Origin of the sequence: Streptomyces sp. Je 1-79, assembly GCF_025195125.1 — a bacterium.
Lineage (GTDB): Bacteria > Actinomycetota > Actinomycetes > Streptomycetales > Streptomycetaceae > Streptomyces.
Genome location: NZ_JAMGSL010000004.1, coordinates 154069 through 178064, shown reverse-complemented (window position 1 = coordinate 178064; position 23996 = coordinate 154069). Strand labels below are relative to the sequence as shown.

At 72.1% G+C, this 23996-nt stretch carries 21 protein-coding genes and 1 tRNA gene; 7 read left to right on the top strand and 15 right to left on the bottom strand.

What is annotated here, in order from left to right; all coding sequences use genetic code 11:
- Positions 1-32: 32 nt before the first annotated feature.
- The gene (locus M5362_RS08790; protein WP_260226811.1) at positions 33-506 is read right to left on the bottom strand and encodes a YchJ family protein; all 474 of its coding nucleotides are present in this window, start codon (positions 504-506) and stop codon (positions 33-35) included.
- Between the two features lie 144 nt (positions 507-650).
- Here M5362_RS08790 and M5362_RS08785 point away from each other — a divergent pair, with 144 nt between their 5' ends.
- Complete coding sequence (locus tag M5362_RS08785) at positions 651-2444, top strand: FAD-dependent oxidoreductase (protein ID WP_260226810.1); 1794 nt, start codon at positions 651-653, stop codon at positions 2442-2444.
- A gap of 13 nt (positions 2445-2457) precedes the next feature.
- On the opposite strand, the gene M5362_RS08780 is transcribed toward M5362_RS08785, so the two are convergent.
- Positions 2458-2844: a VOC family protein gene (locus tag M5362_RS08780; RefSeq protein WP_260226809.1), complete on the bottom strand. Its 387-nt coding sequence runs from the start codon at positions 2842-2844 to the stop codon at positions 2458-2460.
- Between the two features lie 17 nt (positions 2845-2861).
- Between M5362_RS08780 and M5362_RS08775 the strand changes: the two genes are divergently transcribed.
- Together M5362_RS08775 and M5362_RS08770 are read left to right on the top strand one after the other, a co-directional pair.
- A complete protein-coding gene (locus tag M5362_RS08775; protein ID WP_260226808.1) occupies positions 2862-4205 on the top strand; it encodes a 6-phospho-beta-glucosidase in 1344 nt (447 codons plus the stop codon).
- A 69-nt stretch (positions 4206-4274) separates the two neighbouring features.
- Positions 4275-6179 (top strand): M64 family metallopeptidase, encoded by a 1905-nt coding sequence (locus tag M5362_RS08770; protein ID WP_260226807.1) that lies wholly within the window; start codon positions 4275-4277, stop codon positions 6177-6179.
- Between the two features lie 87 nt (positions 6180-6266).
- Here the strand turns inward: M5362_RS08770 and M5362_RS08765 are convergent, their stop codons facing one another.
- The 3 genes from M5362_RS08765 to M5362_RS08755 all read right to left on the bottom strand — a co-directional run bounded on the left by M5362_RS08765 (position 6267) and on the right by M5362_RS08755 (position 8251).
- Entirely contained in the window at positions 6267-7073 is an 807-nt protein-coding gene (locus tag M5362_RS08765; RefSeq protein WP_260226806.1) for an SAM-dependent methyltransferase, read from the bottom strand.
- Positions 7074-7150: 77 nt separating this feature from the next.
- Entirely contained in the window at positions 7151-7387 is a 237-nt protein-coding gene (locus M5362_RS08760; RefSeq protein WP_137992288.1) for a DUF397 domain-containing protein, read from the bottom strand.
- On the bottom strand, positions 7388-8251 hold the full coding sequence (locus M5362_RS08755) for a helix-turn-helix transcriptional regulator (protein WP_260226805.1): 864 nt from the start codon (positions 8249-8251) through the stop codon (positions 7388-7390).
- Positions 8252-8506: 255 nt separating this feature from the next.
- Between M5362_RS08755 and M5362_RS08750 the strand changes: the two genes are divergently transcribed.
- From M5362_RS08750 to M5362_RS08740, 3 genes are read left to right on the top strand one after another with little or no spacing between them, the layout of a single operon-like run.
- Complete coding sequence (locus tag M5362_RS08750) at positions 8507-8944, top strand: ATP-binding protein (RefSeq protein ID WP_260226804.1); 438 nt, start codon at positions 8507-8509, stop codon at positions 8942-8944.
- On the top strand, positions 8938-9408 hold the full coding sequence (locus tag M5362_RS08745) for a hypothetical protein (RefSeq protein ID WP_374214427.1): 471 nt from the start codon (positions 8938-8940) through the stop codon (positions 9406-9408). Before M5362_RS08750 ends, M5362_RS08745 begins: the two co-directional genes overlap by 7 nt.
- A gap of 17 nt (positions 9409-9425) precedes the next feature.
- Positions 9426-10142: a class I SAM-dependent methyltransferase gene (locus M5362_RS08740; RefSeq protein ID WP_260226803.1), complete on the top strand. Its 717-nt coding sequence runs from the start codon at positions 9426-9428 to the stop codon at positions 10140-10142.
- A gap of 94 nt (positions 10143-10236) precedes the next feature.
- Here the strand turns inward: M5362_RS08740 and M5362_RS08735 are convergent.
- Positions 10237-10321: transfer RNA gene (locus M5362_RS08735), tRNA-Leu, on the bottom strand.
- A 270-nt stretch (positions 10322-10591) separates the two neighbouring features.
- Here M5362_RS08735 and M5362_RS08730 point away from each other — a divergent pair.
- A complete protein-coding gene (locus M5362_RS08730) occupies positions 10592-11860 on the top strand; it encodes a DUF2254 domain-containing protein (protein ID WP_260227147.1) in 1269 nt (422 codons plus the stop codon).
- A gap of 85 nt (positions 11861-11945) precedes the next feature.
- On the opposite strand, the gene M5362_RS08725 is transcribed toward M5362_RS08730, so the two are convergent.
- The 9 genes from M5362_RS08725 to M5362_RS08685 form a co-directional block, all read right to left on the bottom strand.
- On the bottom strand, positions 11946-13037 hold the full coding sequence (locus M5362_RS08725; RefSeq protein ID WP_260227146.1) for a sugar phosphate isomerase/epimerase: 1092 nt from the start codon (positions 13035-13037) through the stop codon (positions 11946-11948).
- A 67-nt stretch (positions 13038-13104) separates the two neighbouring features.
- Positions 13105-14502 carry a nucleotide pyrophosphatase/phosphodiesterase family protein gene (locus M5362_RS08720; protein ID WP_260226802.1) on the bottom strand — a complete coding sequence of 466 codons (1398 nt, stop codon included), beginning with the start codon at positions 14500-14502 and terminating at the stop codon, positions 13105-13107.
- Entirely contained in the window at positions 14499-15668 is a 1170-nt protein-coding gene (eboE, locus tag M5362_RS08715) for a metabolite traffic protein EboE (protein ID WP_260226801.1), read from the bottom strand. The genes M5362_RS08720 and eboE overlap by 4 nt, the downstream gene beginning before the upstream one ends.
- A 13-nt stretch (positions 15669-15681) precedes the next feature.
- On the bottom strand, positions 15682-16530 hold the full coding sequence (locus M5362_RS08710; protein WP_260226800.1) for a TatD family hydrolase: 849 nt from the start codon (positions 16528-16530) through the stop codon (positions 15682-15684).
- Positions 16530-17084 carry an EboA domain-containing protein gene (locus M5362_RS08705; protein ID WP_260226799.1) on the bottom strand — a complete coding sequence of 185 codons (555 nt, stop codon included), beginning with the start codon at positions 17082-17084 and terminating at the stop codon, positions 16530-16532. The genes M5362_RS08710 and M5362_RS08705 overlap by 1 nt, the downstream gene beginning before the upstream one ends.
- Entirely contained in the window at positions 17078-18055 is a 978-nt protein-coding gene (locus tag M5362_RS08700) for a sugar phosphate isomerase/epimerase (RefSeq protein ID WP_260226798.1), read from the bottom strand. Before M5362_RS08700 ends, M5362_RS08705 begins: the two co-directional genes overlap by 7 nt.
- Positions 18052-18984, bottom strand: coding sequence for an SCO3242 family prenyltransferase (locus tag M5362_RS08695; protein WP_260226797.1), 933 nt, complete (start codon positions 18982-18984; stop codon positions 18052-18054). The genes M5362_RS08700 and M5362_RS08695 overlap by 4 nt, the downstream gene beginning before the upstream one ends.
- Positions 18981-20093, bottom strand: a complete 1113-nt coding sequence (locus M5362_RS08690; RefSeq protein WP_260226796.1) for an inositol-3-phosphate synthase — start codon at positions 20091-20093, stop codon at positions 18981-18983. Before M5362_RS08690 ends, M5362_RS08695 begins: the two co-directional genes overlap by 4 nt.
- Positions 20094-20175: 82 nt before the next feature.
- Positions 20176-23850, bottom strand: coding sequence for a ThuA domain-containing protein (locus tag M5362_RS08685; RefSeq protein ID WP_260226795.1), 3675 nt, complete (start codon positions 23848-23850; stop codon positions 20176-20178).
- Positions 23851-23996: the final 146 nt, after the last annotated feature.

Here is a 23996-nt window from a genome sequence, read left to right as displayed (position 1 = left end):
CGCGGACCCGTGTCCGGCGACCGGCGGGCCGCTCAGGGCTCGTCGATGAAGTCGCCGTCCACGTACACCCACGCGCCCTCGTGGCGCCGGAAGCGGCTGCGTTCGTGGAGCGAGCCGGCCTCGCCTCCGTGGGTGTAGCGGGCGACGAAGGTGACCGTGCCGGACCGGTGGAAGGCCGTGCCGTCGCCGGTGTCGCGGATCTCAAGACCCGCCCACCGCATCTTCGGGTCGAAGTCGACCTCGCCGGGGCGGGTCTCCGGGGCCCAGGTCCGCAGCAGGTACCCGGCGTCGCGCGTGACGAAGGCGCTGTAGCGGGAGCGCATGAGCAGTTCGGCGGTGGGCGCGGTGGCCGGCCCGGAGTGGAAGCGTCCGCAGCACTCCCCGTACGGCGCGGGCAGGCCGCACGGGCAGGGCGAGCTCGCGGTGACGGCGGGCGAGTTCGCGGTGACGGCGGGCGCGGAGGGCGTGGCGGGGCGCCGCTTGGGGCGGGTGGGGCGTCGGGACATGACGTCATTGTCCCGTGTACGCGGGGACGGGATCGCGCCATGTGCGCGGTGTGGCCCGCACGACGCTTCCGGGAGCCGGGGGAGGCCCTTATGCTCCTGCGCCGGACGTGACCGTTACCGCCGGTAAGGCAAAGGGGCTGGGGCATGAACCGTACGGGTACCTCGCGACGCACCTTCGTGACCACGGCCGCCGCGGCCACCGCGGCCGCCGCCACGGCCACCGTCGGAGCGACGCCGGCCCAGGCGAGCGCCGCGGCCGCGGGGGCGACGGACGGGCCGCTCTCGGTCGCGGTCCTCGGCGGCGGCGTCGCGGGCCTGACCGCCGCCCACGAACTGGCCGAACGCGGCTTCCGCGTCACCGTCTACGAGCGCCGGGCGCTCGGCGGCAAGGCCCGCTCGATGGACGTGCCCGACAGCGCACGCGGCGCCCGCCGGCCCCTCCCCGCCGAACACGGATTCCGCTTCATCCCCGGGATCTACCACAACCTCCCCGACACGATGCGGCGCATCCCCTTCCCGGGGAACGCCAACGGCGTGTGGGACAACCTCGTCGCCCCGGCCGAGATGGCCTTCGCCCGCACCGGCCGCGAGGACCTCCGCATCCCGCTCCCCTGGCCCGGCCACCGGCCCGCCGAACTCACCCTCGACGAGATCCGCCGGGCACTGACCGCGCTCCTGGAGACCGCCGGCTCGATCCCGCTCCACGAGACCGCGTACTTCGTCAACCGCTTCCTGGTCTTCCTCACCAGCTGCGACGAGCGGCGGAACCGGACCTGGGAGGCCACCCCCTGGTGGGAGTTCCTGCGGGCCGGGCGGATGAGCTACGACTACCAGCGCATCCTCGCCGTCGGCCTCACCCGGAACATCGTGGCCACCAAGGCGGAGGAGGCCAGCACCCGTACGGTCGCCACGCTCCTGGAGGCGTTCGCCTTCAACGCGCTCGGCCGCGGCGCCGACGGACCGCTCGACCGGATCCTCGACCTGCCCACCAACGAGGCCTGGATCGACCCGTGGGTCAGCCATCTGACGGGCCTGGGCGTGGAGTTCAAGGTCGGCTGGACGGTACGGGAGATGGCGTACGACGCGGCGGGGCGGAGGATCTCCGCCGCCGTGATCGAGGACCCCGGCGGCGTACGGCGCTCGGTGACCGCCGACCACTACATCTCCGCGATGCCGGTGGAGCACGCCCGGCGGACCTGGGGCGCCGCGCTGCGGGCGGCCGATCCTCAGCTGGCCCGGTGCGACAGGCTGGAGACGGACTGGATGACGGGCATCCAGTTCTATCTGACCGAACGGGCGCCGCTGCTCGCCGGACACGCCAACCTGATCGACTCGCCCTGGTCCCTGACCTGCATCCAGCAGGCCCACCACTGGCCCACCCGTGACTTCCCTGCCGACTACGGCGACGGGTCGGTCGTGGACTGTCTGTCCGTCGACGTCTCCGAGTGGGACGTGCCCGGCATCCTCTACGGCAGGACGGCCAAGCAGTGCACCCGTACGGAGGTCGCGCGCGAGGTCTGGGCGCAGCTCAAGGCCGCGTTCAACGACACGGGCCGTACCGTGCTGAAGGACGGCGCCCTGCACTCGTGGTTCCTGGACCCGGGCGTGGACGGTCTGGGCACGCCGAACCCGACCAACGACGACCAGCTCCTCATCCACCCGGTCGGCACCTTCCACAACCGCCCGCAGGCCGCCACGAACGTGCCGAACTTCTATCTGGCCGGGGACTACGTGGCCGTCGACATCGACCTGGCCACCATGGAGGGCGCCAACGCCTCCGCCCGGCAGGCCGTCAACGCGCTGCTCGACCGGACGGCCTCGACGGCGGCGCGCTGCACGGTCCAGCCGCTGTTCCGCGCCCCCGAGCTGGAGTCGCTCAAGCGCCACGACCGACTGCGGTACCGGCTCGGCCTGCGCAACGCGCTCGACGTGGGGTGATCCGGCCGGCCGGTCAGGGGCGGTAGCGCAGGGGATGGTCCTCGGGGACCTCGACGACGACGATCTCCACGCCGTCGGGGTCCGCGATCCACATCTCGACCAGTCCCCAGGGTTCGGTCACCGGCTCCCGCAGGATCTCGACGCCCTGGCCGACGAGGTCCCGGTGCGCCGTCCGCACGTCCGCCACCTGGAGCCAGAGCCGCAGCCGTGGCGCGGGCTCGGCAGGGGCGGCGCGCCCGGAGACCTCCAGGAAGCCGCCGCCCAGGAAGTAGACGGTGCCCCGGTCGGGCCCGGTGCCGAACTCGCGGTACACCGTGAGGCCGAGCCGGTCTCCGTAGAAGCGCCGCGAGCGGTCGGGGTCGGACGGCCGGAGCAGGATCCGGCTGCTCAGTACATGCATCCCGGTAGCGTACGACCATGAAACTGACGATTCTCGGAGGCGGCGGATTCCGGGTCCCGCTGGTGTACGGCGCGCTGCTCGGCGACCACGCCGAGGGGCGGGTCACGCGGGTGACGCTGCACGACCTCGACGGCGGGCGGCTCTCGGCCATCGCCCGGGTCCTCGCCGAGCAGGGGGCGGGGGTGCCGGACGCGCCTGAGGTGACGGCGACGACGGATCTGGACGAGGCGCTGCGGGGGGCGGACTTCGTCTTCTCGGCGATCCGGGTCGGCGGTCTCGCGGGGCGGGCGGCCGACGAGCGGATCGCCCTCGCCGAGGGGGTCCTGGGCCAGGAGACGGTCGGCGCGGGCGGCATCGCGTACGGGCTGCGGACCGTGCCGGTCGCGGTGCAGATCGCACGGCGGATCTCGGTCCTGGCCCCGGACGCCTGGGTCATCAACTTCACCAATCCGGCGGGTCTGGTGACGGAGGCGATGGCGCGGGTGCTCGGCGACCGGGTCGTCGGCATCTGTGACTCCCCCGTCGGGCTCGGCCGCCGGGTCGCCCGGATCCTTGGCGCCGACCCGGACGAGGCGTGGATCGACTACGTCGGGCTCAACCACCTCGGCTGGCTGCGGGGGCTGCGCGTCGGCGGACGCGACGAGCTGCCGCGGCTGCTCGCGGACGAGCAGGCGCTCGGCTCCTTCGAGGAGGGCCGGCTCTTCGGCCCCGAGTGGCTGCGCTCGCTCGGCGCGATCCCCAACGAGTACCTGCACTACTACTACTTCAACCGCGAGGCCGTCCGCGCCTACCAGCAGGCCGAGCGGACGCGCGGCGCCTATCTCAGCGACCAGCAGGCCGGGTTCTACGGGGAGATGGGGAAGGCGGACACGCCTCCCCTGGCCACCTGGCACCGTACGCTCGCCGACCGCGAGGCGACCTACATGGCCGCCAACCGGGAGGCGGCCGGCATCGGCGAGCGCGACGAGGAGGACCTGGAGTCGGGCGGGTACGAGAAGGTGGCCCTGGCGCTGATGCGGGCGATCACGCGGAACGAGCGGGCCACGCTCATCCTCAACGTCCGTAACGGCACGACCCTTTCGGTGCTGGACGCGGACGCGGTGATCGAGGTGCCCTGCGTCGTGGACGCGGCCGGCGCCCATCCGGTCTCCGTGGCGCCCCTGCCGTACCACGCGGTGGGTCTGGTGACGGCGGTCAAGGCGGTCGAGCGCGAGGTGCTCGCGGCGGCGGAGAGCGGATCACGGGCGACGGCGGTGAAGGCGTTCGCGCTGCACCCGCTGGTCGACTCGGTCTCGGTGGCGCGCCGGCTCGTCGACGGCTACACGGCCGAACACGCGGAACTGGCGTACCTGCGCAGCTGACACGGCGACCGGACGACTGTCCGGCGAACATCTTTACGCCACAGGGGGCGCGGCATACGCTCGCGCCCCATGGACTCACCTGGCACACGTCTTCGAAGGGCGATGGCCCGTCTCGCCACGGGCTGTCTGCTGACCGCCGGACTGGTGGGAGCAGGACCGGCGGTCGCCGAGTCCGCGGCGCCCGCCGGCATCGCCCCCGCCTCGGCGGAGGTCGTCCCCGTCCAGCTCACCGGACCCGCCGAGAAGCGCTTCAACCTCGTGGTCATGGGCGACGGCTACACGGCCGAGGAGACGGACGAGTTCCGGGCGGACGTCGACAGGCACCTGGGCGTGCTGTGGAGCATCGAGCCGTTCGCCTCGTACCGCTCGTACATCAACGTCTGGGCGGTGGAGGTCCCTTCGCCGGAGTCGGGGGTGGACTGCGATCCGGGGCTCGACGCGCCCCGGCGCGACACCCCGCTCGACATGGCCTTCTGGGGCGGCTGCAACCCCGGCAGCGTACAGCGGCTGCTGACCGTCGACAGCGCGAAGGCCGGCGCGCTCGCCGATCTGGTCCCGGGCACGACCGGCGCCAACCGGCAGATCGTGGCCCTGGCGAACAGCGACACCTACGGGGGCGCGGGCGGCAGCTACGCCACCGCGTCCGGCGGGAACGCGCTGTCCTCGCTGATCACCCCGCACGAGATCGGCCACTCGCTGGGCGGGCTCCAGGACGAGTACGACTACTACGCGCGCGGGGTCGCGGGCGGCACGTACGAGGGGACGGAGCCCGCGTCGGCGCACCACACCCTGCTGACCGAGCGGCAGATGCGGGAGCAGCGCGCCAAGTGGTGGCGCTGGCTGGGCGAGCCGAGCGAGGCGGGCGGCGTCATCGGCCGGCACGAGGGCGGTCTGTACAGCACCGAGGGCGTCTGGCGGCCGAGCAGGCACTCGATCATGAAGACGCTGGGCTACGCCTTCGACCAGGTCGAGCGCGAGGTGATGGTGCGGGCGATCTCGGCCAAGGTGAACCTCGTCGAGGCCCACACACCCACCGCGGCGCCGATCGGGGCCGACCGGACGGTCTGGGTCGACACCCTGCATCCGCTGGGCGGTGAACTCGACGTGGTGTGGAAGCTCGACGGCCGGACGCTCGACACCGGGGGCGCCCGTACGGTCGACCTGCGTGCGCTGCGCCTCTCCCCCGGCGCGCACACCCTGACGGCGACGGTGAGCGATCCGACGCCCTTCGTGCGCGACCCCGCCGTCCGCGGTTCGGCGGCGCTGACGCGCACGGTGAGCTGGACCGTGGACCGCGCCCTGACCACACCGGAGGCGGCGGTGGAGGCGGCGTTCACGGGCCACACCCCGACGACGTCCCCGGTCGGCGCGCGCTCGGTGGTCCACGCCGACACGACCCATCCTGTGCGCCGTACCCTTCCCGTCCGGTGGCGGCTCGACGGCCGTCCGGTCGCCAACCCGGGCAACGACCGTGATCTGGACCTGCGTTCGCTGCGGCTCACCCCCGGCAGCCACGCGCTCACCGCCCGGATCCCGGGCAGCGGAGCCGAGTTGACGTGGACGGTGGACGCCCGGCCGGCGACGGCGTCGTACGAGCTCTCCGAGCCGCTGCGCACGGTGCACCGGCCGGGCCGTCCCGTCGAGTACGTCTACGACGGCGCGTTCACGATGGGGCTGACGGCCCGCGACGACCAACCCGGCTCCGTGGTAAGCCAGTTCCGGGTGGACGGCGACGGCTGGTACACGTACTACGGCTGGCCGACCGATGCCGAGGCGCCGTTCCGCTTCTCGCCGAGCGGGACGGTCATCGACGATCTCGTCTACGGAAAGCTGGGACGGAGCCGGGCGGTGCCGTGGGACGACGCCACGCCGGACTACGGCACGCATACGGTCGAGTACCGCACGATCGACGCGGCGGGCAACGTGGGCCCGGCGAAGTCCTTCCTGGTGACACTCGTCAAGCCCCGGAGCTGAGGCAGCCCGGCGCCGGGCGTCGGAGGCACACGAAGGCCCGCGGACCGGAGGGTCCGCGGGCCTTCGACGCGTACCGGCGCCCGTCCGTCAGCCCTTGCGGCCGACGGCGGCCCAGCCGGGGATCGGGTCGTCGCCCTGGACCGGGACGACCTCACCGAGCTCCGGGTGCCACTCGGCGGTCAGCGTGACCCCGGGCTCGACGAGCTCGAGCCCGTCGAAGAACGCGGCCAGCTCGTCGCGCGAGCGGGGCCGCAGCGTCAGTCCGCGGGCCTTGTACATGCCCACGGCCTTCGCGGCGCCCTCCGGGTCGAAGTCCCCGGTGACGTGCGAGAGGACGAGGTAGCTGCCGGGAGCCAGCTTGTCGACGAGCTTGCCGACCAGGTCGTACGCCCCGTCCTCGTCCCCGACGAAGTGCAGCAGGGCGAGCATCGACAGAGCGATGGGCTGGTCGAAATCAAGGATCTTTCCGGCCCTTTCGAGGATGACCTCGGGGTCGCGGGCGTCCGCCTGGATGTACTCGGTGGCCCCTTCGGGCGTCGATCGCAGCAGCGCGGCCGCGTGCGCGAGCACGATCGGGTCGTTGTCGCAGTAGACGATCCGCGAATCGGGCGCGGCCCGCTGGGCTATCTGGTGCAGGTTCGGCTCGGTCGGGATGCCGGTGCCGATGTCCAGGTACTGCCGTACGCCGTTGGCGCTGAGCCAGCGGATGGCGCGGTGCATGAAGGCCCGGTTGACCCGCGCCATGTCCCGGCCGCGGGCGTCGACGGTGAGAAGCTGCCTGGCCATCTCCTCGTCGACGGGGTAGTTGTCCTTGCCGCCCAGGAACCAGTCGTACATCCGCGCGGGGTGCGGCTTGCTGGTGTCGATCCGTACGGTTGCGGGGTCCTGGCTCATCGGGGCTCCTGGTCCGGGAGTGGAACTACTGGCACTGCAGCAAGAGTTACGCGACGGTAGGGGTGTGACGGAAGGGGTCAGGTGAGCAGAAAGTCGGCCTGACCTGATTTCGCTCCCTGGATGAACGCGGCGATCTCGCCGTGGGTGTAGATGAGCGCCGGTCCTTCAGGGTCTGCGGACTGTCGCACGGCGACTCTGCCGTCGGCCAGCTTCATGGCCTCCACGCAGTTGCCCCCGTTGCCGCCGCTCCACGGCTTGTGCCAGCCTTCGGCACCGAGATCCGCGGCGGGCATGCCGTTGTATATGCGATCCATTCACAGCTCCTCGCGGAGACCCCGGAGGATCTCCTTCGTGCGTTGTGCAGTCGCGGCCTGAGCCGCCATTCGGTCCATGACCTCGAGATGGGAGGCCACCTCGGGGCGCGCGTCGAGATAGACGGCGCCGGTGAGGTACTCGCTGTAGACCATGTCCGGGAGTTCGGGCACGGCGAAGCGGAAGAGGACGAACGGTCCGTACGTTCCGGGATGATGGCCGGACGCGAACTCCGCGATCTGCAGGGTGACGTTCGGCAGCTCGGACGCTTCGAGCAGCCGGTCGAGCTGGTCGCGCATCACTTCGGGCCCGTCACCGACCGGTCGGCGGAAGACCGTCTCGTCCATGATCACCCAGAGCTTCGGGGCGTCCTCCCTGGTCAGCAGGGACTGACGCTCCATCCGCAGGGCTACATGACGATCGATCTCCTCGGCACTGCCGCCGCCGACCGCCCCGCTGCGCAGAATGGCGCGGGCGTACCCCTCGGTCTGCAGCAGACCGGGGACGAACTGGGGCTCGTACGCGCGGATGAGGCTCGCGGCCCCCTCCAGGCTGACGTACATGGAGAACCAGCCGGGCAGCACGTCATGGAACCGCTGCCACCAGCCGGGAAGGTTGGCCTCCTCGGCGAGGGCGACGAACGCCTCGGCCTCGGATTCCGTGATGCCGTACGCCTTCAGCAGGAGCTGGACGTACGGGATCTTCAGCGCGACCTCCGCGGTCTCCATGCGGCGGATGGTGGCCGGAGCGACGCGGAGGATCCTGGCGGCCTCCTCCCGCTTCAGGCCGGCCCGCTCGCGCAGATCCTGCAGACGCTTGCCGAGAACGACCTGTCCCACCGTGGGGGCGGACCGCGGCTCGCTCACTCTCAGACCTCCCCGACGCGCTGTTTGGCTTGAGTGTGCCACGAACCCGGCCAGAGAGAACACAGCACTCTGCAATTTTCAGAGTGCCACTTGCCAAGTGTCCGAGTCGGGAGCAGAGTATTCCGGTGAACCAGTACGCGCTGCTGCCGTGCGCTGCCTCGGGGGCGACTCACGGCACTGCTTACCCACTGTTGTGAGGAACCGGTCGTGGCTTCTGGTAACGCGCTCCCCTCAGGTCTCATGAGCCCCCGCGTCATGCAGCAGCGCCCACACACCGATGTTCTCCGTCACGACGTCCGCCGGTTCGCCTTCGAGCTTCCCGCCCGTACGGATTCCGTCTCGCGCGCCCGCCGGCTGGCGGAGGAGCGGCTTATCCTCTGGGGCTGCGACCCCGATATACGCGACACGGTCACGTTGATCGTCTCCGAGCTGGTCACCAACGCGGTCGTGCACACCGCGAGCAGCCATGTCGTCTGTGAACTCCGCGAGGGGGAAGAGCAGTTGCGCATAGCGGTACGGGACGAGGGCGGCCCCGCCGATCCGCTGATCCGGGACTGCGGCGAGGAGGAACGCGGCCGGGGGCTGGTGCTCGTGGAAGCGCTGTCCAGCGCGTGGGGAGCGGACAGTACGGGACACGGCACGGCGCGTGTCGTCTGGGCCGAGCTGGCCCACGGCATGGGGTACACGTGCTGAGGTCGATGGCGACCCTCCTGACGCCGAGGTCGCGCAGGGTCCCGGAGCAGAGCGGCACCGGCCGGGCGGCCGGCGCGGACGCCCCGACGGGCGACGGCTCGACCCGCCTGGTCGTCCCCCAGGACTTCCTCACGACGCTGGGCTGCGACGCGGTCGGCGTGCCCGCGCGCTACGGCTTCCGGATCCTGTCCCGGCTGCCTTCCAAGGGCTGTGTCTACGCGGACACCGACTGGTGGTGGTGGCTGGTCCCGACCGGCTCGGACCTGGACGTGACCTGGCCGCTGCCGTCCTGCTACGCCCCCGGCGCGGAGATCCCCGACCGCCGCCCCCGCCTGATCCACCACCCCGACGGCACGTCTCCGTACACCCCGCCGATCCCCCTCTATCTGCTCACCTGCCAGCTGACCGGGATCGCACCCTCCTGGACGGCCCTGCGCACGCGGAGTGACGGCGTGGTGTCGTGACGACGTAGGGTCGGGGCATGTTCACCCCACAGGGCCCGACCGTCCGTGAGCTGACCGTCCAGGCGCTCTCCTCGGTGGAGCGCGGCTACGACCTGCTGGCGGAGAAGTTCGACGCGACGCCGTTCCGCACCTCGGACCCGATGCTGTCGGCGGTCACGGACGCCCTGCGCCCCCTCGGCCCCTTCGACGCGGGCCTCGACCTGTGCTGCGGCACGGGCGCCGGCCTCTCCGTCCTGCGTTCCCTGTGCGCGGGCCGGGTCACGGGCGTCGACTTCAGCGCGGGCATGCTGGCGGAGGCGGGCCGGGCCCACCCCACGGCCACCCTGGTCCGGGCGGACGCGCTCGCTCTGCCCTTCGCCCCCGCGTTCGACCTGGCGGTCAGTTTCGGGGCCTTCGGCCATTTCCTCCCGAAGGACCAGCCCACCCTCTTCCGCCAGGTCCACGCGTCGCTCCGGCCGGGCGGCCTCCTCGCCTTCCCCCTCCCGGCACCGCCCCGCGTCGGTTCGCTCCCGTACTGGACGCTGCTGGGCTTCGACGCGGCGATGCGCGTACGGAACGCCCTGTGGCGACCGCCCTTCGTCATGTACTACCGGACGTTCCGCCTCGCGGACGTGCGCGAGCGGCTGACCCGGGCGGGCTTCGCGGTGGAGACCCGTCCGATCGACGCCCTGGGCCGGCGGGAGGACGGAAGCCCGCGGTGCCGTCTGGTGGTGGCGCGGAAGACGGCCGTGTGACCGATCGGGGACGGCGCCCGGGGGGAACACCGGGGGCCGGTCACACGAAAACGCGGATGGCGACTGTCGAGTCGCCATCCGCGCATTTCTCTTGTGTCCGAGGGGGGACTTGAACCCCCACGCCCGATAAAGGGCACTAGCACCTCAAGCTAGCGCGTCTGCCATTCCGCCACCCGGACCAGGTGTCTGTCGTCCCGGGGTGTTCCCCGCGGCGACATGGACAACTCTACCAGGGGTTTGAGGTGCCTTTCACCTACGTTTCCCGTGGTCAGTGACGTGCGGAGACCCGGGAGTCCTTGATCGGGTCCGGTCACCACGGCCGCGTACACAGAGTGTCGTCGTACGCCTACGCGTGGTCGCGACCCGGGCCGCCTAGCCTGCGCTGGGTGAGCAACGCCTTCGAACAGCGCGGGCCCGCCGGCCGCGTGCCCACGTACCGCAGACCCCGGATGCTGTCGCCCATGCGGGAGCATCTGCGGGACACCTTCTGGTTCGCCCCGGTCGCGGCTCTGGTGGCCGTCTTCCTGCTGTGGCTGGTCGCGACCGAGGTGGACACCGCCATCGTGCGGCATCTGCAGGGCGAGGAGTCGTACGACGAGGTCACCGAGCTGATCGGGATCGTCGACGACGCCAAGACCATCGTGACGACGATCAGCTCCGCGATGATGACCTTCATCGGTGTCGTCTTCTCCATCTCGCTGGTCGCCGTCCAGATGGCCAGCGGACAGTTCACCCCCCGCGTCGTCCGGATCTTCATCCGGAGCCGCATCACCAAGGCGACCTTCTCCGTCTTCCTCGCGACGTTCGCCCTCTCCCTGCTCGTCCTCACCTCCTACGACAGCGAGACCGATCCGCGGTACGTGACGACCGTGCCGCTGGTGTCGTCGGTGCTGACCCTGCTCATGGTGGCCCTGAGCCTGCTGCTCTTCGTGGCGTACGTGAACTCGACGTTGCGGCTGATGCGGGTGGGTCACGTGGTGGACCGGATCACCCGCGAGGCGTTCGGTGTCCTCGCGAAGCAGCCCTGGTACGCGGGTGAGGCCGTCGAGCACGGGGAGGCGCCCGACCACGTCCTGCACCGGGGGCACGCCGGGCTGCTGCGGGATGTGAACGTCGCCCTGCTCGTGCGGCTCGCCCGGCGTCACGGGGTCGTGCTGCGGCTGCTGCCGCGGATCGGGGACTTCGTCGTGCCGGGGACGCCGATCCTGGCCGTGTACGGGGGGCGGGTGCCCCGCCGGATCGGGGCGGCCGTCTCGGTCGGGGTGGAGCGGACCTTCCACCAGGACCTCGGTTTCGGGCTGCGGCAGCTCGCGGACATCGGGCTGCGGGCGCTCTCCCCGGCCGTCAACGACCCGACGACCGCCGTCCAGTGCCTGGACCGGATCACCCAGTTCCTGGCCGCCGTGGCGAACCGCCCGCTGGGGGCGGTCCACCACCGTGACCGCAAGGGCACGGTCCGGCTGGTGCAGGACGTGCCGGGGTGGACGGATCTGGTCGATCTGGGCCTCACCGAACTCCGGGGCTGCGCGCCGGGCAACCCTCAGGTGTCACGGCGGATGCTGGCGGGGATCGAGGATCTCCTCTCCCTTGTGCCGGCGGAGCGCCGGGAGCCCCTGGTCCGGCACCGCACGCTGCTGACGCAGCTGGTGGAACGTACGGCACCGGAGGCGGCCGACCGCGCGTTCGCCCTGGAGGGGGACCGCCAGGGGATCGGGTGATCCGGACGTCCGTGTCACGAGGCGGCGGGCTGCGGGGCCTTCGTGCTCGCCGGCCGGGACGTGTACGCCTGACGGGCCCGGGGTTTCAGCGGTGCTTCTCGCGCAGGGAGTGCAGGTGCGCGCTGGACTTGCGGGCGAACGCGAAGGATTCGACCGGGTTGTCGTGTTCGGCCTGCCAGTGGTGGGCGCGGTAGCCGTGGTGGGTGCGGTTCACCGCGGAGATGAAGCGCCGGTAGTCGATGTCTCCGTCACCGACGTCTGCCATGCGGTAGCCGTCGGTGGCGGATGCGTCGCGTTCGCCGTCCTTGACGTGGAAGAGCGGGTAGCGGTGGGGCTGGTCGAGGACGTAGCGCAGCGGGTCGAAGGGCGCGGGGGTGCCGTCGGCGCGGCGGGAGTAGCGGTGCTGGGCCACGTAGGCCCAGTAGACGTCCATTTCGAGGTGGACGAGTTCGGGGTCGGTCTCGGCGAGCAGGACGTCGTAGAGCCGGACGCTGGGCCGGTCGGTGGCGAAGGAGAACTCCTCGGCGTGGTTGTGCTGGTAGAACTTCATGCCGCGCTTCTTCGCCTCGGCTCCGTACCGGTTGAACTCCTCGGCGCAGCGCTTCCATCCGTCGACGGTGGCGCCGTAGCGCCAGGGGCCCGAGGCGGTGCCGATGTGCGGGAGGCCGAGGGCCTGGGCGTCGTCGAGGACCTTGTCGAGGTTCTGGGCGAACGTGTACGCGTGGGGGTCGGAGGAGTAGTACCCGACGTGGCTGCCGATGCCGCGCAGGCCGTTGTCGCGGGTGAGCCGCCGGAGTTCGGCGAGGGTGATCGGGCCGGCGGAGCCCTGGGTGTAGCCGGCGAACTCGACCTCGTCGTATCCGTACCTGCTCAGCTCGGCGAAGACGGCGGCGAAGCCGAGGGTGGCGACCTTGTCGCGCAGGGAGTAGAGCTGGATGCCGAGGCGGCCGGGCGGCAGGACGGGGCGGCCCTTGCCGTGGTCATGGCCGTGTTCGTGGCCGGGGCCGTCGCCGTGTCCGGGGCCGTGTCCGTGGCTCTGACCGGCCGACTGGGCGGCGGCGGCCTGCGGTGCGGCGGCTCCGAGGAGGGCGGCGGCGGTGGCGCCGGCGGCGATGCCGAGCATGTTCCGGCGCTTGAGCCTGTGGGTGAGTTCGGCGTCGGGGGTGGTCTGCGAAATGCGGCGGGAGCGGGTCATCTGTGGATAACTCCTGGTTGTCGGTCGGGTCTGCTTCACTGGAGTCCGGTCAGTGAAGACCGGCCAGTTGGAGCAGGAGGGACTTCACATCGGTGGCCGCTACGCGGCCGCTCACAGCGCGGGGGGTGGAGCACAGAATGAGCGGACCTTCGTCGTCGCTCGTGGGGAGGCGGCCATGGCTGCCGCGAATAGGTGACGGGTCGAGGGGCACGACCGCCAGCCGGTAGCGCATGCCGAGCTTCTTGCGGGCGATCGCCTTCGCCGCCTTGACCCGTACGTAGGGGTCGAGCGGGTCCATGAAGAGTTCGGCGGGGTCGTAGCCGGGTTTGCGGTGGATCTCGACGAGCTGGGCGAAGTCGGGCGCGTGCGCGTCGTCGAGCCAGTAGTAGTACGTGAACCACGCGTCGGGTTCGGCGAGGGCGACGAGCTCCCCCGAGCGGGGGTGGTCGAGGCCGTGCTCCTTCTTTCCCTCGTCGTCGAGGAGTCGCTCGATGCCGGGCAGTCCGGCGAGGGTGTCACGGACGGCGTCGAGGTCCTCGGGGCGTCGGACGTACACGTGGGCGAGCTGGTGGTCGGCGACCGCGAAGGCACGCGAGGCCATCGGGTCCAGGTACTCCATGCCGTCCTGGGTGTGGACCTCCAGGAGGCCTGCGCGGCGCAGGGCGCGGTTGATGTCGACGGGCCGGTCCACCCGGGTGATGCCGTACTCGGAGAGGGCGACGACCGTCCGGCCTTCTGCGCGGGCGTCGTCGAGGAGGGGGGCGAGCGCGGCGTCCAGTTCGGCCGCGGCGCGGAAGGCGCGCGGGTCGTCGGGGCCGTAGCGCTGGAGGTCGTAGTCGAGGTGGGGGACGTAGGCGAGGGCGAGGTCGGGGCGGCGGGTGCGGAGGATGTGGCGGGTGGCGTCGATGATCCACTGGCTGGAGACCAGGTCGGCGCCGGGGCCCCAGAAGTGGAAGAGGGGGAAGGTGCCGAGTCTCTCGGTGAGTTCGTCGTGGAGGGCCGGGGGCCGGGTGTAGCAGTCGGGTTCCTTGCGGCCGTCGGCGTAGTAGACGGGGCGGGGGGTGACGGTGATGTCGGTGTCCGCGCCCATGGCGTACCACCAGCAGATGTTGGCGACGGTGTAGCCGGGGTGGGCGCGGCGGGCGGCGTCCCAGAGTCTGTCGCCGGAGACGAGGCCGTTGTGCTGGCGCCAGAGGAGGACGTCGCCGAGTTCGCGGAAGTACCAGCCGTTGGCGACGATGCCGTGCTCGGAGGGGAGGGTGCCGGTGAGGAAGGTGGACTGGGCGGTGCAGGTGACGGCCGGCAGGACGGTGGAGAGCGCCGCTTGTGATCCGGTCCGGCCGAGGGATCGCAGGTGGGGCATGTGCTCCAGGAGGCGGGGGGTGAGGCCGACGACGTCGAGGACGAGAAGGGGGGTGGGCCGGGTGTCGCTCCGGGGGCTGGTCATGGGAGTTCCTTGAGGCCGAGGTCGGTCAGCAGGTCGCGGGCCAGGGTGAGTTCGGCGGCGATTCCGTCGGCGAGGCGGGCGCGGTTGCGGGGGCGCCGGTCGGCCGGCAGGGCCTGCCAGGTGTAGGTCTCGACCTCCAGGTGGCGGGTGCGGGGGTGCGGGCCTCCCACGAGGAGGGAGAGCGTGGTCGTGAGCACCGGAAGAGTGGAGGTGAGGGGAGGCTCGGGCGGGGCGTGCAGGGGGACGTGGAAGTGGGAGCGCCAGGCGGCGCCGTCCGGCAGGGCCCGGCCGGAGACGGCTTCCGGGAGGTCGTCGGTGCCGCGCAGCCCGGCGGCGGTCCGGGTGCGGGTCTGGTGGAGGAAGCGGGGTTCGGCGAAGGCGGCGAGTGCGGAGCGGACCTCGGGGAGGTGGGGGTGCTCGGCGTGGAGGGCGGCCGAGAGCTGGGTCTTGACCACAGGGATACCGGCGGCCTCGAGGGCGCCCAGGGCGGTGTGCGGGTCTTCGAAGGAGGTGGCGAGATGGCAGGTGTCGACGCAGACGCCGATGCGGGGGCTTGAGACGGCGGTGAGCGGGGCGATGGCGTCGGCGGTGGTCTCGACCCTGCAGCCGGGTTCCGGTTCGAGTCCGATCCGGATGCTCTTTCCGGTGAGCTCTTCGAGGGCGTCGAGGCGCTCGGCGAGGGTGGTCAGGGCGGCCAGGGCCGTGTCGGCGGCTCGGGAGTCGAAGGGGGTGCGCCAGGCGAGCGGCAGGGTGGAGACGGAGCCCTCGGTGACGTCGTCGGGAAGGAGTGCGGCGAGAAGACGGGCGAGGTCGGTGGTGTGGGCGAGACGTTCGGGGCGGGTCCAGTCCGGCTGGTAGACGCGGTACTTGACCTCGGCCGCGCCGAACCCTTCGTACGGGAAGCCGTTGAGGGTGACGACCTCCAGGCCGCGGCGGTCGATCTCGGCGCGGAGCGCCCGCAGGGAGCCCGGGTCGGTGATGAGGGCCTGGGCGGCGTCCCGGGCGAGCCAGAGGCCGATGCCGAGCCGGTCGCGGCCGAGGCGCCGGCGGACGGGTTCGCAGTGGTCGCGCAGTTGGGCGACGACGCCGTCGAGGGTCTCGGCCGGGTGGACGTTGGTGCAGTAGGCGAGGTGGACAGTGGTGCCGTCGGGGTGGCGGAAGCGCATGGGCGGGCCCGCCTCATTCCCCGCCGCGGAGGATGGAGTTGCCCTCGTGGGAGGTGTCCGGTGAAGGGGGGTCGAGCCGCAGGCGGCCGCTGAGTCCGTAGAAGGCGACGGGGTTGCGCCAGAGCACCCGGTCGACGTCGTCCTCGGAGAATCCGGCGGCGAGCATGGCGTCGCCGACCTTGCGGGTCTTGAGCGGGTCGCTCTTGCCCCAGTCGGCGGCCGAGTTCACCAGGACCCGCTCGGGCCCGTGGTCCTTGAGCACGGCGACCATGCGGTCCTCGTCCATCTTGGTGTCGGGGTAGACGGAGAAGCCCAGCCAGGCGCCGCTGTCGGCGGCCTCCTTGACCGTGGTCTCGTTGAGGTGGTCGAGAAGGACCCGTTCGGTGGGGAGCGCGGACTCGCGGACGACGTCGAGGGTCCGGCGCAGGCCGGCGAGCTTGTCGCGGTGGGGGGTGTGGACGAGGGCGGGCAGGCCGTGGTCGGCGGCGAGCTGGAGCTGCGACGCGAGGGCGGTGTCCTCGGCGGGGGTCATGGAGTCGTAGCCGATCTCGCCGACGGCGACGACGTTGTCCTTTTCGAGGTAGCGGGGCAGGACGTCGAGGACGGGGGTGCAGCGGGGGTCGTTGGCCTCCTTGGGGTTGAGGGCGAGGGTGCAGTGGTGGGCGATGCCGTACTGGGCGGCCCGGAAAGGTTCCCAGCCGAGGAGGGAGTCGAAGTAGTCGAGGAAGGAGGCGGGCGAGGTGCGGGGCTGACCGAGCCAGAAGGAGGGTTCGACGAGGGCGCGGACTCCGGCGTCGTACATCGCCTGGTAGTCGTCCGTGGTGCGCGAGGACATGTGGATGTGGGGGTCGAAGATGCGCATCAGGACTCCTCCGTGGGGGCGGTGAGGGCGAGGACGCGGTGGAGATCGGCGGGGACGGTGCGGCCGGCGGCGGTGCGTTCGGCGGCGTAGTCGGTGAGCATCCGGGCGAGTTCGGTGTCGTCCCGGGCGCGGTCGTGCAGCCCGGCGACGGTGTCGACGGGGACGCCGGTGAAGAGGCACTTGAGGACGGCGTGGCGCCAGGCGTGGGGGGCGAGGTGGGAGGCGGCGTACGGGCCGAGGGCGGCGGCGACGAGGTCGGTGTCGTTCGTGCGGAGGGCGTCCTCGACGAGGGGCAGGGCCTCGGGTCCTGTGACGAGTGAGGGGAGGGAGAGGAGCACGGCGCGGCGTTCGGCGGCTGAGCCGTGGTGGTAGAGGCGGGTGAGGACGGCGGATTCGGCGCGGGCGGCCTTGAGGAGGAGGACCCGGACGGAGTCGGCGTGCTCGGGACCGCAGTGCCGGCCGGCGGAGGCGAAGCGCAGCTCCCACAGGGCCGTGCGGGCGGTGGCGGCGGTGAGGGCCTCGTCGAGCCAGGCCCGGGCGGTGTCGCTCAGCATGCCGGGGCCTCCTGTGGGGCGGAGTGTCTGCGCAGGAATGCGAGGGAGGAGCGGGCGAGTTCGGGGCCGGCGTGGGAGTGGCGGGGCAGTTCGACGACCGTCAGGCCCGGGTAGCCGGCGGCGGTGATCTCGGCGAGGGCGGCGAGGACGGGCGGGAAGTCGATCTCGCCGTCGCCGAACGGGAGGTGCTCGTGGACTCCGCGCCGCATGTCCTCGATCTGGACGTGGTGCAGCCAGGGTGCGGCGGCGCGGACGCAGTCGGCGGGGGGCGCCTCTTCCAGGCACTGGCAGTGGCCGATGTCGAGGGTGAGGCCGAGGTGGCGGGGGTCCGGGTCGCCGAGGAGGCCGCGGAGGGTGTGGAAGTCGTCGAGGGTGGCGAGGAGGTGACCGGGTTCGGGTTCGATGGCGAGGGGGACGCGGGCGGCGGCCGCGGCTTCGAGGACGGGGGCGAGAGATCCGGTGAGGCGTTTCCAGGCGGTCTCGTCGGTGGTCGCCGCGGGGGTGACGCCGCTGAAGCAGTGCACGGCGTGGGCGCCCAGGTCGGCGGCGACGCGGACGGCGCGCAGGAGGAGGCGGACGCGTACGGCGCGGGCGTCGGGGTCCGGGTCGAGCAGGGAGGGTCCGTGCTTGCGGCGGGGGTCGAGGACGTAGCGGGCGCCGGTCTCGACGGTCACGCCGAGGCCCAGGGTGTCCAGGCGCCGGGCCACCTGGGCGGTCCGGGCCGGGAGGTCGGGCGCGAGGGGGTCGAGGTGCATGTGGTCGAGGGTGAGTCCGACGCCGTCGTGGCCGAGGTCGGCGAGGAGGGCGAGTGCGTCGTCGAGCCGGAGGTCGGTGAGGCCATTGGTGCCGTAGCCGAAGCGGATGGGGGGCGCGGCGGGGCTCGTGGGGTGTGTGGGGGGCGCGGCGGGGCTCGTGAGGTGTGTGGGGGGCACGGCGGGACTCGGGGGCAGCGTGGGGTGTGTGGAGCTCATGTCGGGCTCACCTTCCGGGCGAGAGCGCGGGCGAGCGGGGCGAGGCCGAGCACCAGGAGCGCGGTGCCGGGCGCGCCGGCCCGGGCGGCGAGGGTGGCCTGGAGGGGGATCAGGGCGCGGATGCCGGCGCCGACGGAGCGCTGGGTGAGGGGAGGTGAGGGGTTGAGGGCCGCGTGGAGGAGGGGGGTGGCCGGGGTGCGGGCGTAGGAGGTGGCGAGGGCGGCCGTGACGAGGGTGCCCACCGCCGGGGCGAGGCGCGCTGCTCCGGTCGATGGCCTTCGGGCGGTCAACGCCGCCGCCAGGGCCAGTGTGGTGGCGAGGGCCAGGAGTGGGGTGCGTGTCGAGCCGCCCTGGGTCTCGTGGCGGGAGACCGAGGTGACCGCGTAGGTGTGGGCGCCGACGGCCGCGGCCGCCTGCCACGCGGCCGCTCGCGGGCGGGCCCGGCGGGGGCCCGGGGCGGAGGGGCTCGTGGACGTGGCGACCGTGCCGAGGAGGAGGTTCAGGGCCCGGGCCGTGGCCATGGTGGCGGGGGCTGCCGGGGTGTGTTTGAGGTGGAGGTCGTAGGACCAGACCGTCGCGGTGAGGGCGGTGGCGGTAGCGAGGGAGGGGCGGCCGGCCCGGGCGGCGAGGGTCAGGCCCGCGGCGGTCAGGAGGGCGGCGGCGCCGAGGGCGGCACGGGGGGTGATGCGGCCGGAGGGGAGGGGGCGGTGGGGGCGGTCGACGGCGTCCTCGGCGCGGTCGGCCCAGTCGTTGAGCGCCATGCCGGCTTCGTAGAGACAGAGGGAGGAGCCGATGGCCAGCAGGGTGGAGCGGTTGGGGCGCAGGCCGGCGGCCGCCGCGCCCGCCAGGGCGTCGCCCGGCACCGTGGCCAGTGCGGAGATGCGGAGGAGTTCCGCCCAGGCGGCCGTGCGGCCGCTCGCCCGGGTCACCGGACGTCTCCCAGGCGGGCGCCGAACGCCACGAGCCGGGTGTACTGGTCGGCGAGGCCCGCGGGCGGGTCGCCCTCCGGGTCCTTGAAGTAGAAGGCGAGGTCTTCCAGCGGGCCGGTGAAGCCGCGTTCGTGGGCGCGGGCGGTCAGCCGGGCGAGGTCGATGACGAGGGGCGCGGCGAGGGCGGAGTCGCAGCCCTGCCAGGTGGTCTGGAGGGTCATCCGGGAGCCGAGGAAGCCGTCGAAGGCGATGTGGTCCCAGGCGGTCTTCCACTCGCCCAGGGCCGGGACGTCGTCGATGTGGACCTCGCCCTCCGGGACGTGGCCGAAGACGTCCGCGAGGACGCGTTCCTTGCCCGCGTTCTTCGCCGCGGCCGCGGCCGGGTCGGCGAGGGCCGCGCCGTCGCCGCCGCCGAGCAGGTTGGTGCCCGACCAGGCCCGTACGGTCAGGGCGCGTTGGTGGAACATCGGGGCGAGGACGGAGCGCAGGAGGGTCTGGCCGGTCTTCCCGTCGCGTCCCGCGTGGGGAAGGCCGCTCGCGGCGAGGGGGTCGGTGAGGGCGGGGTGGCGCAGCCCGGTGGAGGGGGTGAAGTTGACGTGGGGGCAGCCGGCGCGCAGGGCTGCGGCCGCGTAGAGGGAGCTGGGCGGGAGCGCGGCGCCCTCCGGCGCCGCCTCGGTGGAGGCGACGTTGACCACGACGACGCGGTCCAGGTCGAGCCGGTGCCGGAAGTCCGTGATGTCGGCGGCGAAGGAGGCGATGAGCTCTTCCTCCTCGCGGGTGTCGCCCGGCAGCGGGCCGCCGGGGCGGATCTCCGCGTCGGCGGCGTGCAGTTCGGCCGCGACGGCGGTGGCGAGTCCGTGCGGGAGGACGCCCGCGACGGTGAGTTGCTCGGCGCGTTTGGGCAGCGGACACGCCGCCGTGTCGTGTCCGCCGAAGACGAGGGTGGCGAGGGGTGGGAGGCCGGCGGCGGCGAAGGCGGCGGTCTCGGTGACCATGCCGGTCGGCGGGTGCAGGCCCGCGGTGGTCGCGGCGCAGCCGGCCACCGCCGTGGTGGCCACGGAGCCTCTCGCGCCGATGAGCCAGACTCCCGTACGTGTTCCTGTGGTCACGACCCTGCCTCCCTGGACTGTGGTGGAGACGGCGGGCGGGGGGTACGGCGCCTCCCCGCCCGCCGCCGGCTGAGCGGGCGCTCTACGAGGGGAGCTCCCTGAGTTTGATGTTGCGGAAGGACACCTGGTCGTCGGCTCCGTGGTTCTGGATGCCGATGTGGCCGTCCTTGAGGCTGCGGGCCGGGTCCGTGTTGGTGAAGTCGTTGATCTTCACTCCGTTGAGGAACACCTGGAGCCGCTCGCCGCGCACGCGGATCTCGTAGCTGTTCCACTGCCCGGGCGGTCGCAGCACGCGGTCCCTCGCGGACAGGTCGGCGGACTTGAAGCCGTAGACGGCTCCAGTGGTCCGGTCGGCGGCGTCGGTCGCGTCGATCTGGATCTCGTACCCCTTGTTCACGGCGGACCAGGGGTCGTCGGAGGCGGGGAAGCCGACGAAGATGCCCGAGTTGTCGTCGCCCGCCGCCTTCCAGTCGAGCGTGAGGGAGTAGGAGGAGAGCTCCTTGGCCTGGTACCAGAGCATCCCCATGCCGCCGACCGAGCGCAGTTCGCCGTCGACGACGTCGAAGCTGCCGGGGCCGGCCTGCTTCCAGCCCTCGTTCGTCTGGCCGTTGAAGAGGTCGCGGTAACCGGTCTGCGGCCGGCAGTCGGCCGCGGTCCGGCCGGTGGCGTAGCGGAGTCCGCCGAGGAGGTGCTGCCGGAAGGCCGGCTCGGCGTACGACTCCTTGGTGTGGCCGCCGCCGGTGTAGAAGGAGCGGCCGCCGCCGTAGGTCTTGCACCAGGCGATCGGGTGGTCGCCCTTCATGGTGCCGCCCTGGTAGGTGGTCTCGTCGAGGGTGGCGAGGATCCGGGCCTGACCGCGCGGGTTGGTGCGGTAGTTGTACCACTCGTCGGTGCGCTGCCAGGGGCCGTCGAGGTGGGCGGTGGCGGGGTGGTCGTGGTCCTCGACGCGTACGGTCGCGGGCTGGATCTGCGGGTGCGAGGCGAAGTGGGCGCCGACGAGTCCGCCGTAGAACTCCCAGTCGTACTCGGTGTCGGCGGCGGCGTGGATGCCCATGTAGCCGCCGCCGGTGGAGACGTAGTTCTCGAAGGCGGCCTGCTGTTCGGCGTTGAGGACGTCGCCGGTGGTGGAGAGGAAGACGACGGCGTCGTAGCGGGCGAGGTTGTTGGTGGTGAACTGGCGGGGTTCCTCGGTGGCGTCGACGGTGATGTCGCTGCCGGCGCCGAGCTCCTTGAGGGCGGTGATGCCGGTGCCGATGGAGTCGTGCCTGAATCCGGCGGTCTTGGAGAAGACCAGGACCCGTTTGGCGTCGCGGTTCACCGGGGCGTGGGAGAACGTGAAGTCGTCGACGTCGTAGAGCGCGCCGGAGCCGCCCTTGAAGACGAGGAAGAGTTCGGTGGTGGTGCGGGGCAGGTTGCGCAGCGGTACGTCGATGTCCTGGAAGGTCTCCCAGCCGCCGGTGACGGGGACGGGCGCGGAGCCGTGGAGTGTCCCGTTGGGCGAGCCGGTGCGGACTTCGAGGAAGCCGCCGACGCCGCCGGAGGAGACGCGGGCGGTGAGCTTGGTGGCTCCGCTCACGTGGTAGGGCTTGAAGGAGATCCAGTCGCCGTCGTTGATGTCGCCGACGGTGCGTCCGCCGTTCGCCTCGGTCTTGTCGAAGACGTCGACGCCGTTCTGGGCGTCGAAGTGCTCGGCCTGGCGGTGGCGGGGCTGGAGCTTGGCCTGGTCGTGGGTGGTGAGGGCGGCCTGGCCGCCGCCTCCGCCGTCGGTGTACTCGGCGTCGAAGACGGCGAAGATGTTGGCGTCGTCGTCGTGGCCGCCGTCGGAGGAGGTCTTGATGGTGCCGGTGCAGCCGTTGGCCGAGGTGACGGGGTGGCCGTGGCTGTCGTGGCCGAGGATGTAGGTGACCTTGACCTTGGCGCAGTCGATCGCGCCGTCCTCCGGGTCGGTGACCTTCACCTTGAAGGGGATGTCGTCGCCGAAGGAGAAGAGGGCGCCCTCGGCGGGGAGTTCGAGGGTGACCTTGGGCGCGGTGTTGCCGACGACGACGTGGACGGAGGCGGAGCCCGTACGGCCACTGGCGTCCTTCGCCGTCACGGTCGCCGTGTAGGTGCCGTTCTTGCGGTACGTGTGGGTGGGGTTGGCGGTCGTGGAGGTTCCGCCGTCGCCGAAGTCCCAGCTGTAGGTGAGGGCGTCGCCGTCACCGTCGGTGGTGCCGGCGGAGGAGAAGGCGACCTTCAGGGGGGCTGTGCCGGAGGTCTTGTTCGCGCTCGCCTCGGCGACCGGGGAGCGTCCGCCGGTGGCGTTCTCGATGCGGTACAGCCCGGAGTTGTGGTCGCCGCCGAACCAGGCGGTGCCGTAGTCGAGGACGTACAGCGCTCCGTCGGGGCCGAAGGCCATGTCCATCACCTGGGTGCCCGTCCAGGGGACGGAGTTGATGGACTGGACGGCTCCGTCGGCGCCCTGTTCGATGCGCTTGATCCAGCGGCGCCCGAACTCCCCGGCGAAGAAGTCGCCGTCGTAGGCCTCGGGGAACTTGACCGGGGAGGTGGAGGCGGCGTCGTAGCGGTAGACGGGACCGCCCATCGGGGACTCGGATCCGGTGCCGAACTCCGGTACGGAGCCGCCGTTGTAGGGGATCCAGGCCGGCTCGGCCGGGGGAAGGTCGACGAGTCCGGTGTTGTACGGGGAGTCGTTCTTCGGCGCGCCGCAGTCGAAGGCCGCGCCGGACTCCTTGGTCGCGAAGTCGTAGTCGAGGTAGGCGTCGTTCTTGCCGGTGCAGAAGGGCCAGCCGAAGTTGCCGGGCTTGGTGATGCGGGCGAACTCGACCTGGCCGGCGGGGCCGCGCTTGGGGTCGGCGGCGCCGGCGTCGGGGCCGTAGTCGCCGACGTACAGGACGCCGGTCGCCTTGTCGACGCTGAAGCGGAAGGGGTTGCGGAAGCCCATCGCGTAGATCTCGGGGCGGGTCTTCGCGGTGCCGGGGGCGAAGAGGTTCCCGTCGGGGACGGTGTACGAGCCGTCGTCGGCGACCTTGATGCGCAGGATCTTGCCGCGGAGGTCGTTGGTGTTGCCGGATGTGCGCCGGGCGTCGAACGCGGGGTTGCGGCCGGGGCGTTCGTCGATGGGGGTGAAGCCGTCGGAGGCGAAGGGGTTGGAGTCGTCGCCGGTCGAGAGGTAGAGGTTGCCCTGGGCGTCGAAGTCGATGTCGCCGCCGACATGGCAGCAGATGCCGCGGGTGGCGGGGATGTCGATGACCTTCTTCTCGCTGGCGTTGTCCAGCGTGCCGTCGGCCTTCAGGGTGAAGCGGGAGAGGCGGTTGACGCCGTCGTACTTCGCGAAGTCGGCGGCCGTGCCGTTCTCGGGGGCGTCCCCGGCCGGGGTGTCGAGCGGCGGGGCGTAGTAGAGGTAGATCGCCTTGTTGCGGGCGAAGTCCGGGTCGAGCCCGATGCCCTGGAGGCCTTCCTCGTCGTGGGAGTAGACGGGGACGGTGCCGATGACCTCGGTGTTGCCCGCCGCGTCGGTGCGGCGCAGCTCGCCGTTCCGTGAGGTGTGCAGGACGCTGCGGTCGGGGAGCACGGCCAGCGACATCGGTTCGCCGACCTCCTCACCGCCCTTGGCGAGGGTGACCTGCTGGAACTCCTCGGCTGCGGCGGCGGTGCCTTCCGGCTCGGCCGCGAGGGCCTGCTGCCCGCCGAGGGCGAGGAGTCCGACGGCGAGGAGGGCGAGTGACTTTCTGGCTCGGAGTCGTTTGCTGTGCACGGATCTCCTCCGGAGTAGGGCCGGGTGTGCGGTTGTCCGGGGACCGGCGCGCGCCGTCGCGCAGGTCACAGAGCACGGTTACGTCATGTACGCATCAGGGACCGTAGCGGGGTTCGTCCTCAGCGGAAAGCCCTTGCGCACGGGCC

Bases quoted from the DNA above. Each gene is read 5' to 3' on its own strand.
- M5362_RS08710 (WP_260226800.1), bottom strand. From the start codon at position 16,530: ATGCGCATCTTCGACCCCCACATCCACATGTCCTCGCGCACCACGGAC.
- M5362_RS08770 (WP_260226807.1), top strand. From the start codon at position 4,275: ATGGACTCACCTGGCACACGTCTTCGAAGGGCGATGGCCCGTCTCGCC.
- M5362_RS08750 (WP_260226804.1), top strand. From the start codon at position 8,507: ATGCAGCAGCGCCCACACACCGATGTTCTCCGTCACGACGTCCGCCGG.
- M5362_RS08705 (WP_260226799.1), bottom strand. From the start codon at position 17,084: ATGCTGAGCGACACCGCCCGGGCCTGGCTCGACGAGGCCCTCACCGCC.
- M5362_RS08730 (WP_260227147.1), top strand. From the start codon at position 10,592: ATGCTGTCGCCCATGCGGGAGCATCTGCGGGACACCTTCTGGTTCGCC.
- M5362_RS08720 (WP_260226802.1), bottom strand. From the start codon at position 14,502: ATGACCAGCCCCCGGAGCGACACCCGGCCCACCCCCCTTCTCGTCCTC.
- M5362_RS08775 (WP_260226808.1), top strand. From the start codon at position 2,862: ATGAAACTGACGATTCTCGGAGGCGGCGGATTCCGGGTCCCGCTGGTG.
- M5362_RS08790 (WP_260226811.1), bottom strand. From the start codon at position 506: ATGTCCCGACGCCCCACCCGCCCCAAGCGGCGCCCCGCCACGCCCTCC.
- M5362_RS08740 (WP_260226803.1), top strand. From the start codon at position 9,426: ATGTTCACCCCACAGGGCCCGACCGTCCGTGAGCTGACCGTCCAGGCG.
- M5362_RS08765 (WP_260226806.1), bottom strand. From the start codon at position 7,073: ATGAGCCAGGACCCCGCAACCGTACGGATCGACACCAGCAAGCCGCAC.
- M5362_RS08780 (WP_260226809.1), bottom strand. From the start codon at position 2,844: ATGCATGTACTGAGCAGCCGGATCCTGCTCCGGCCGTCCGACCCCGAC.
- M5362_RS08700 (WP_260226798.1), bottom strand. From the start codon at position 18,055: ATGAGCTCCACACACCCCACGCTGCCCCCGAGTCCCGCCGTGCCCCCC.
- M5362_RS08785 (WP_260226810.1), top strand. From the start codon at position 651: ATGAACCGTACGGGTACCTCGCGACGCACCTTCGTGACCACGGCCGCC.
- M5362_RS08760 (WP_137992288.1), bottom strand. From the start codon at position 7,387: ATGGATCGCATATACAACGGCATGCCCGCCGCGGATCTCGGTGCCGAA.
- eboE (WP_260226801.1), bottom strand. From the start codon at position 15,668: ATGCGCTTCCGCCACCCCGACGGCACCACTGTCCACCTCGCCTACTGC.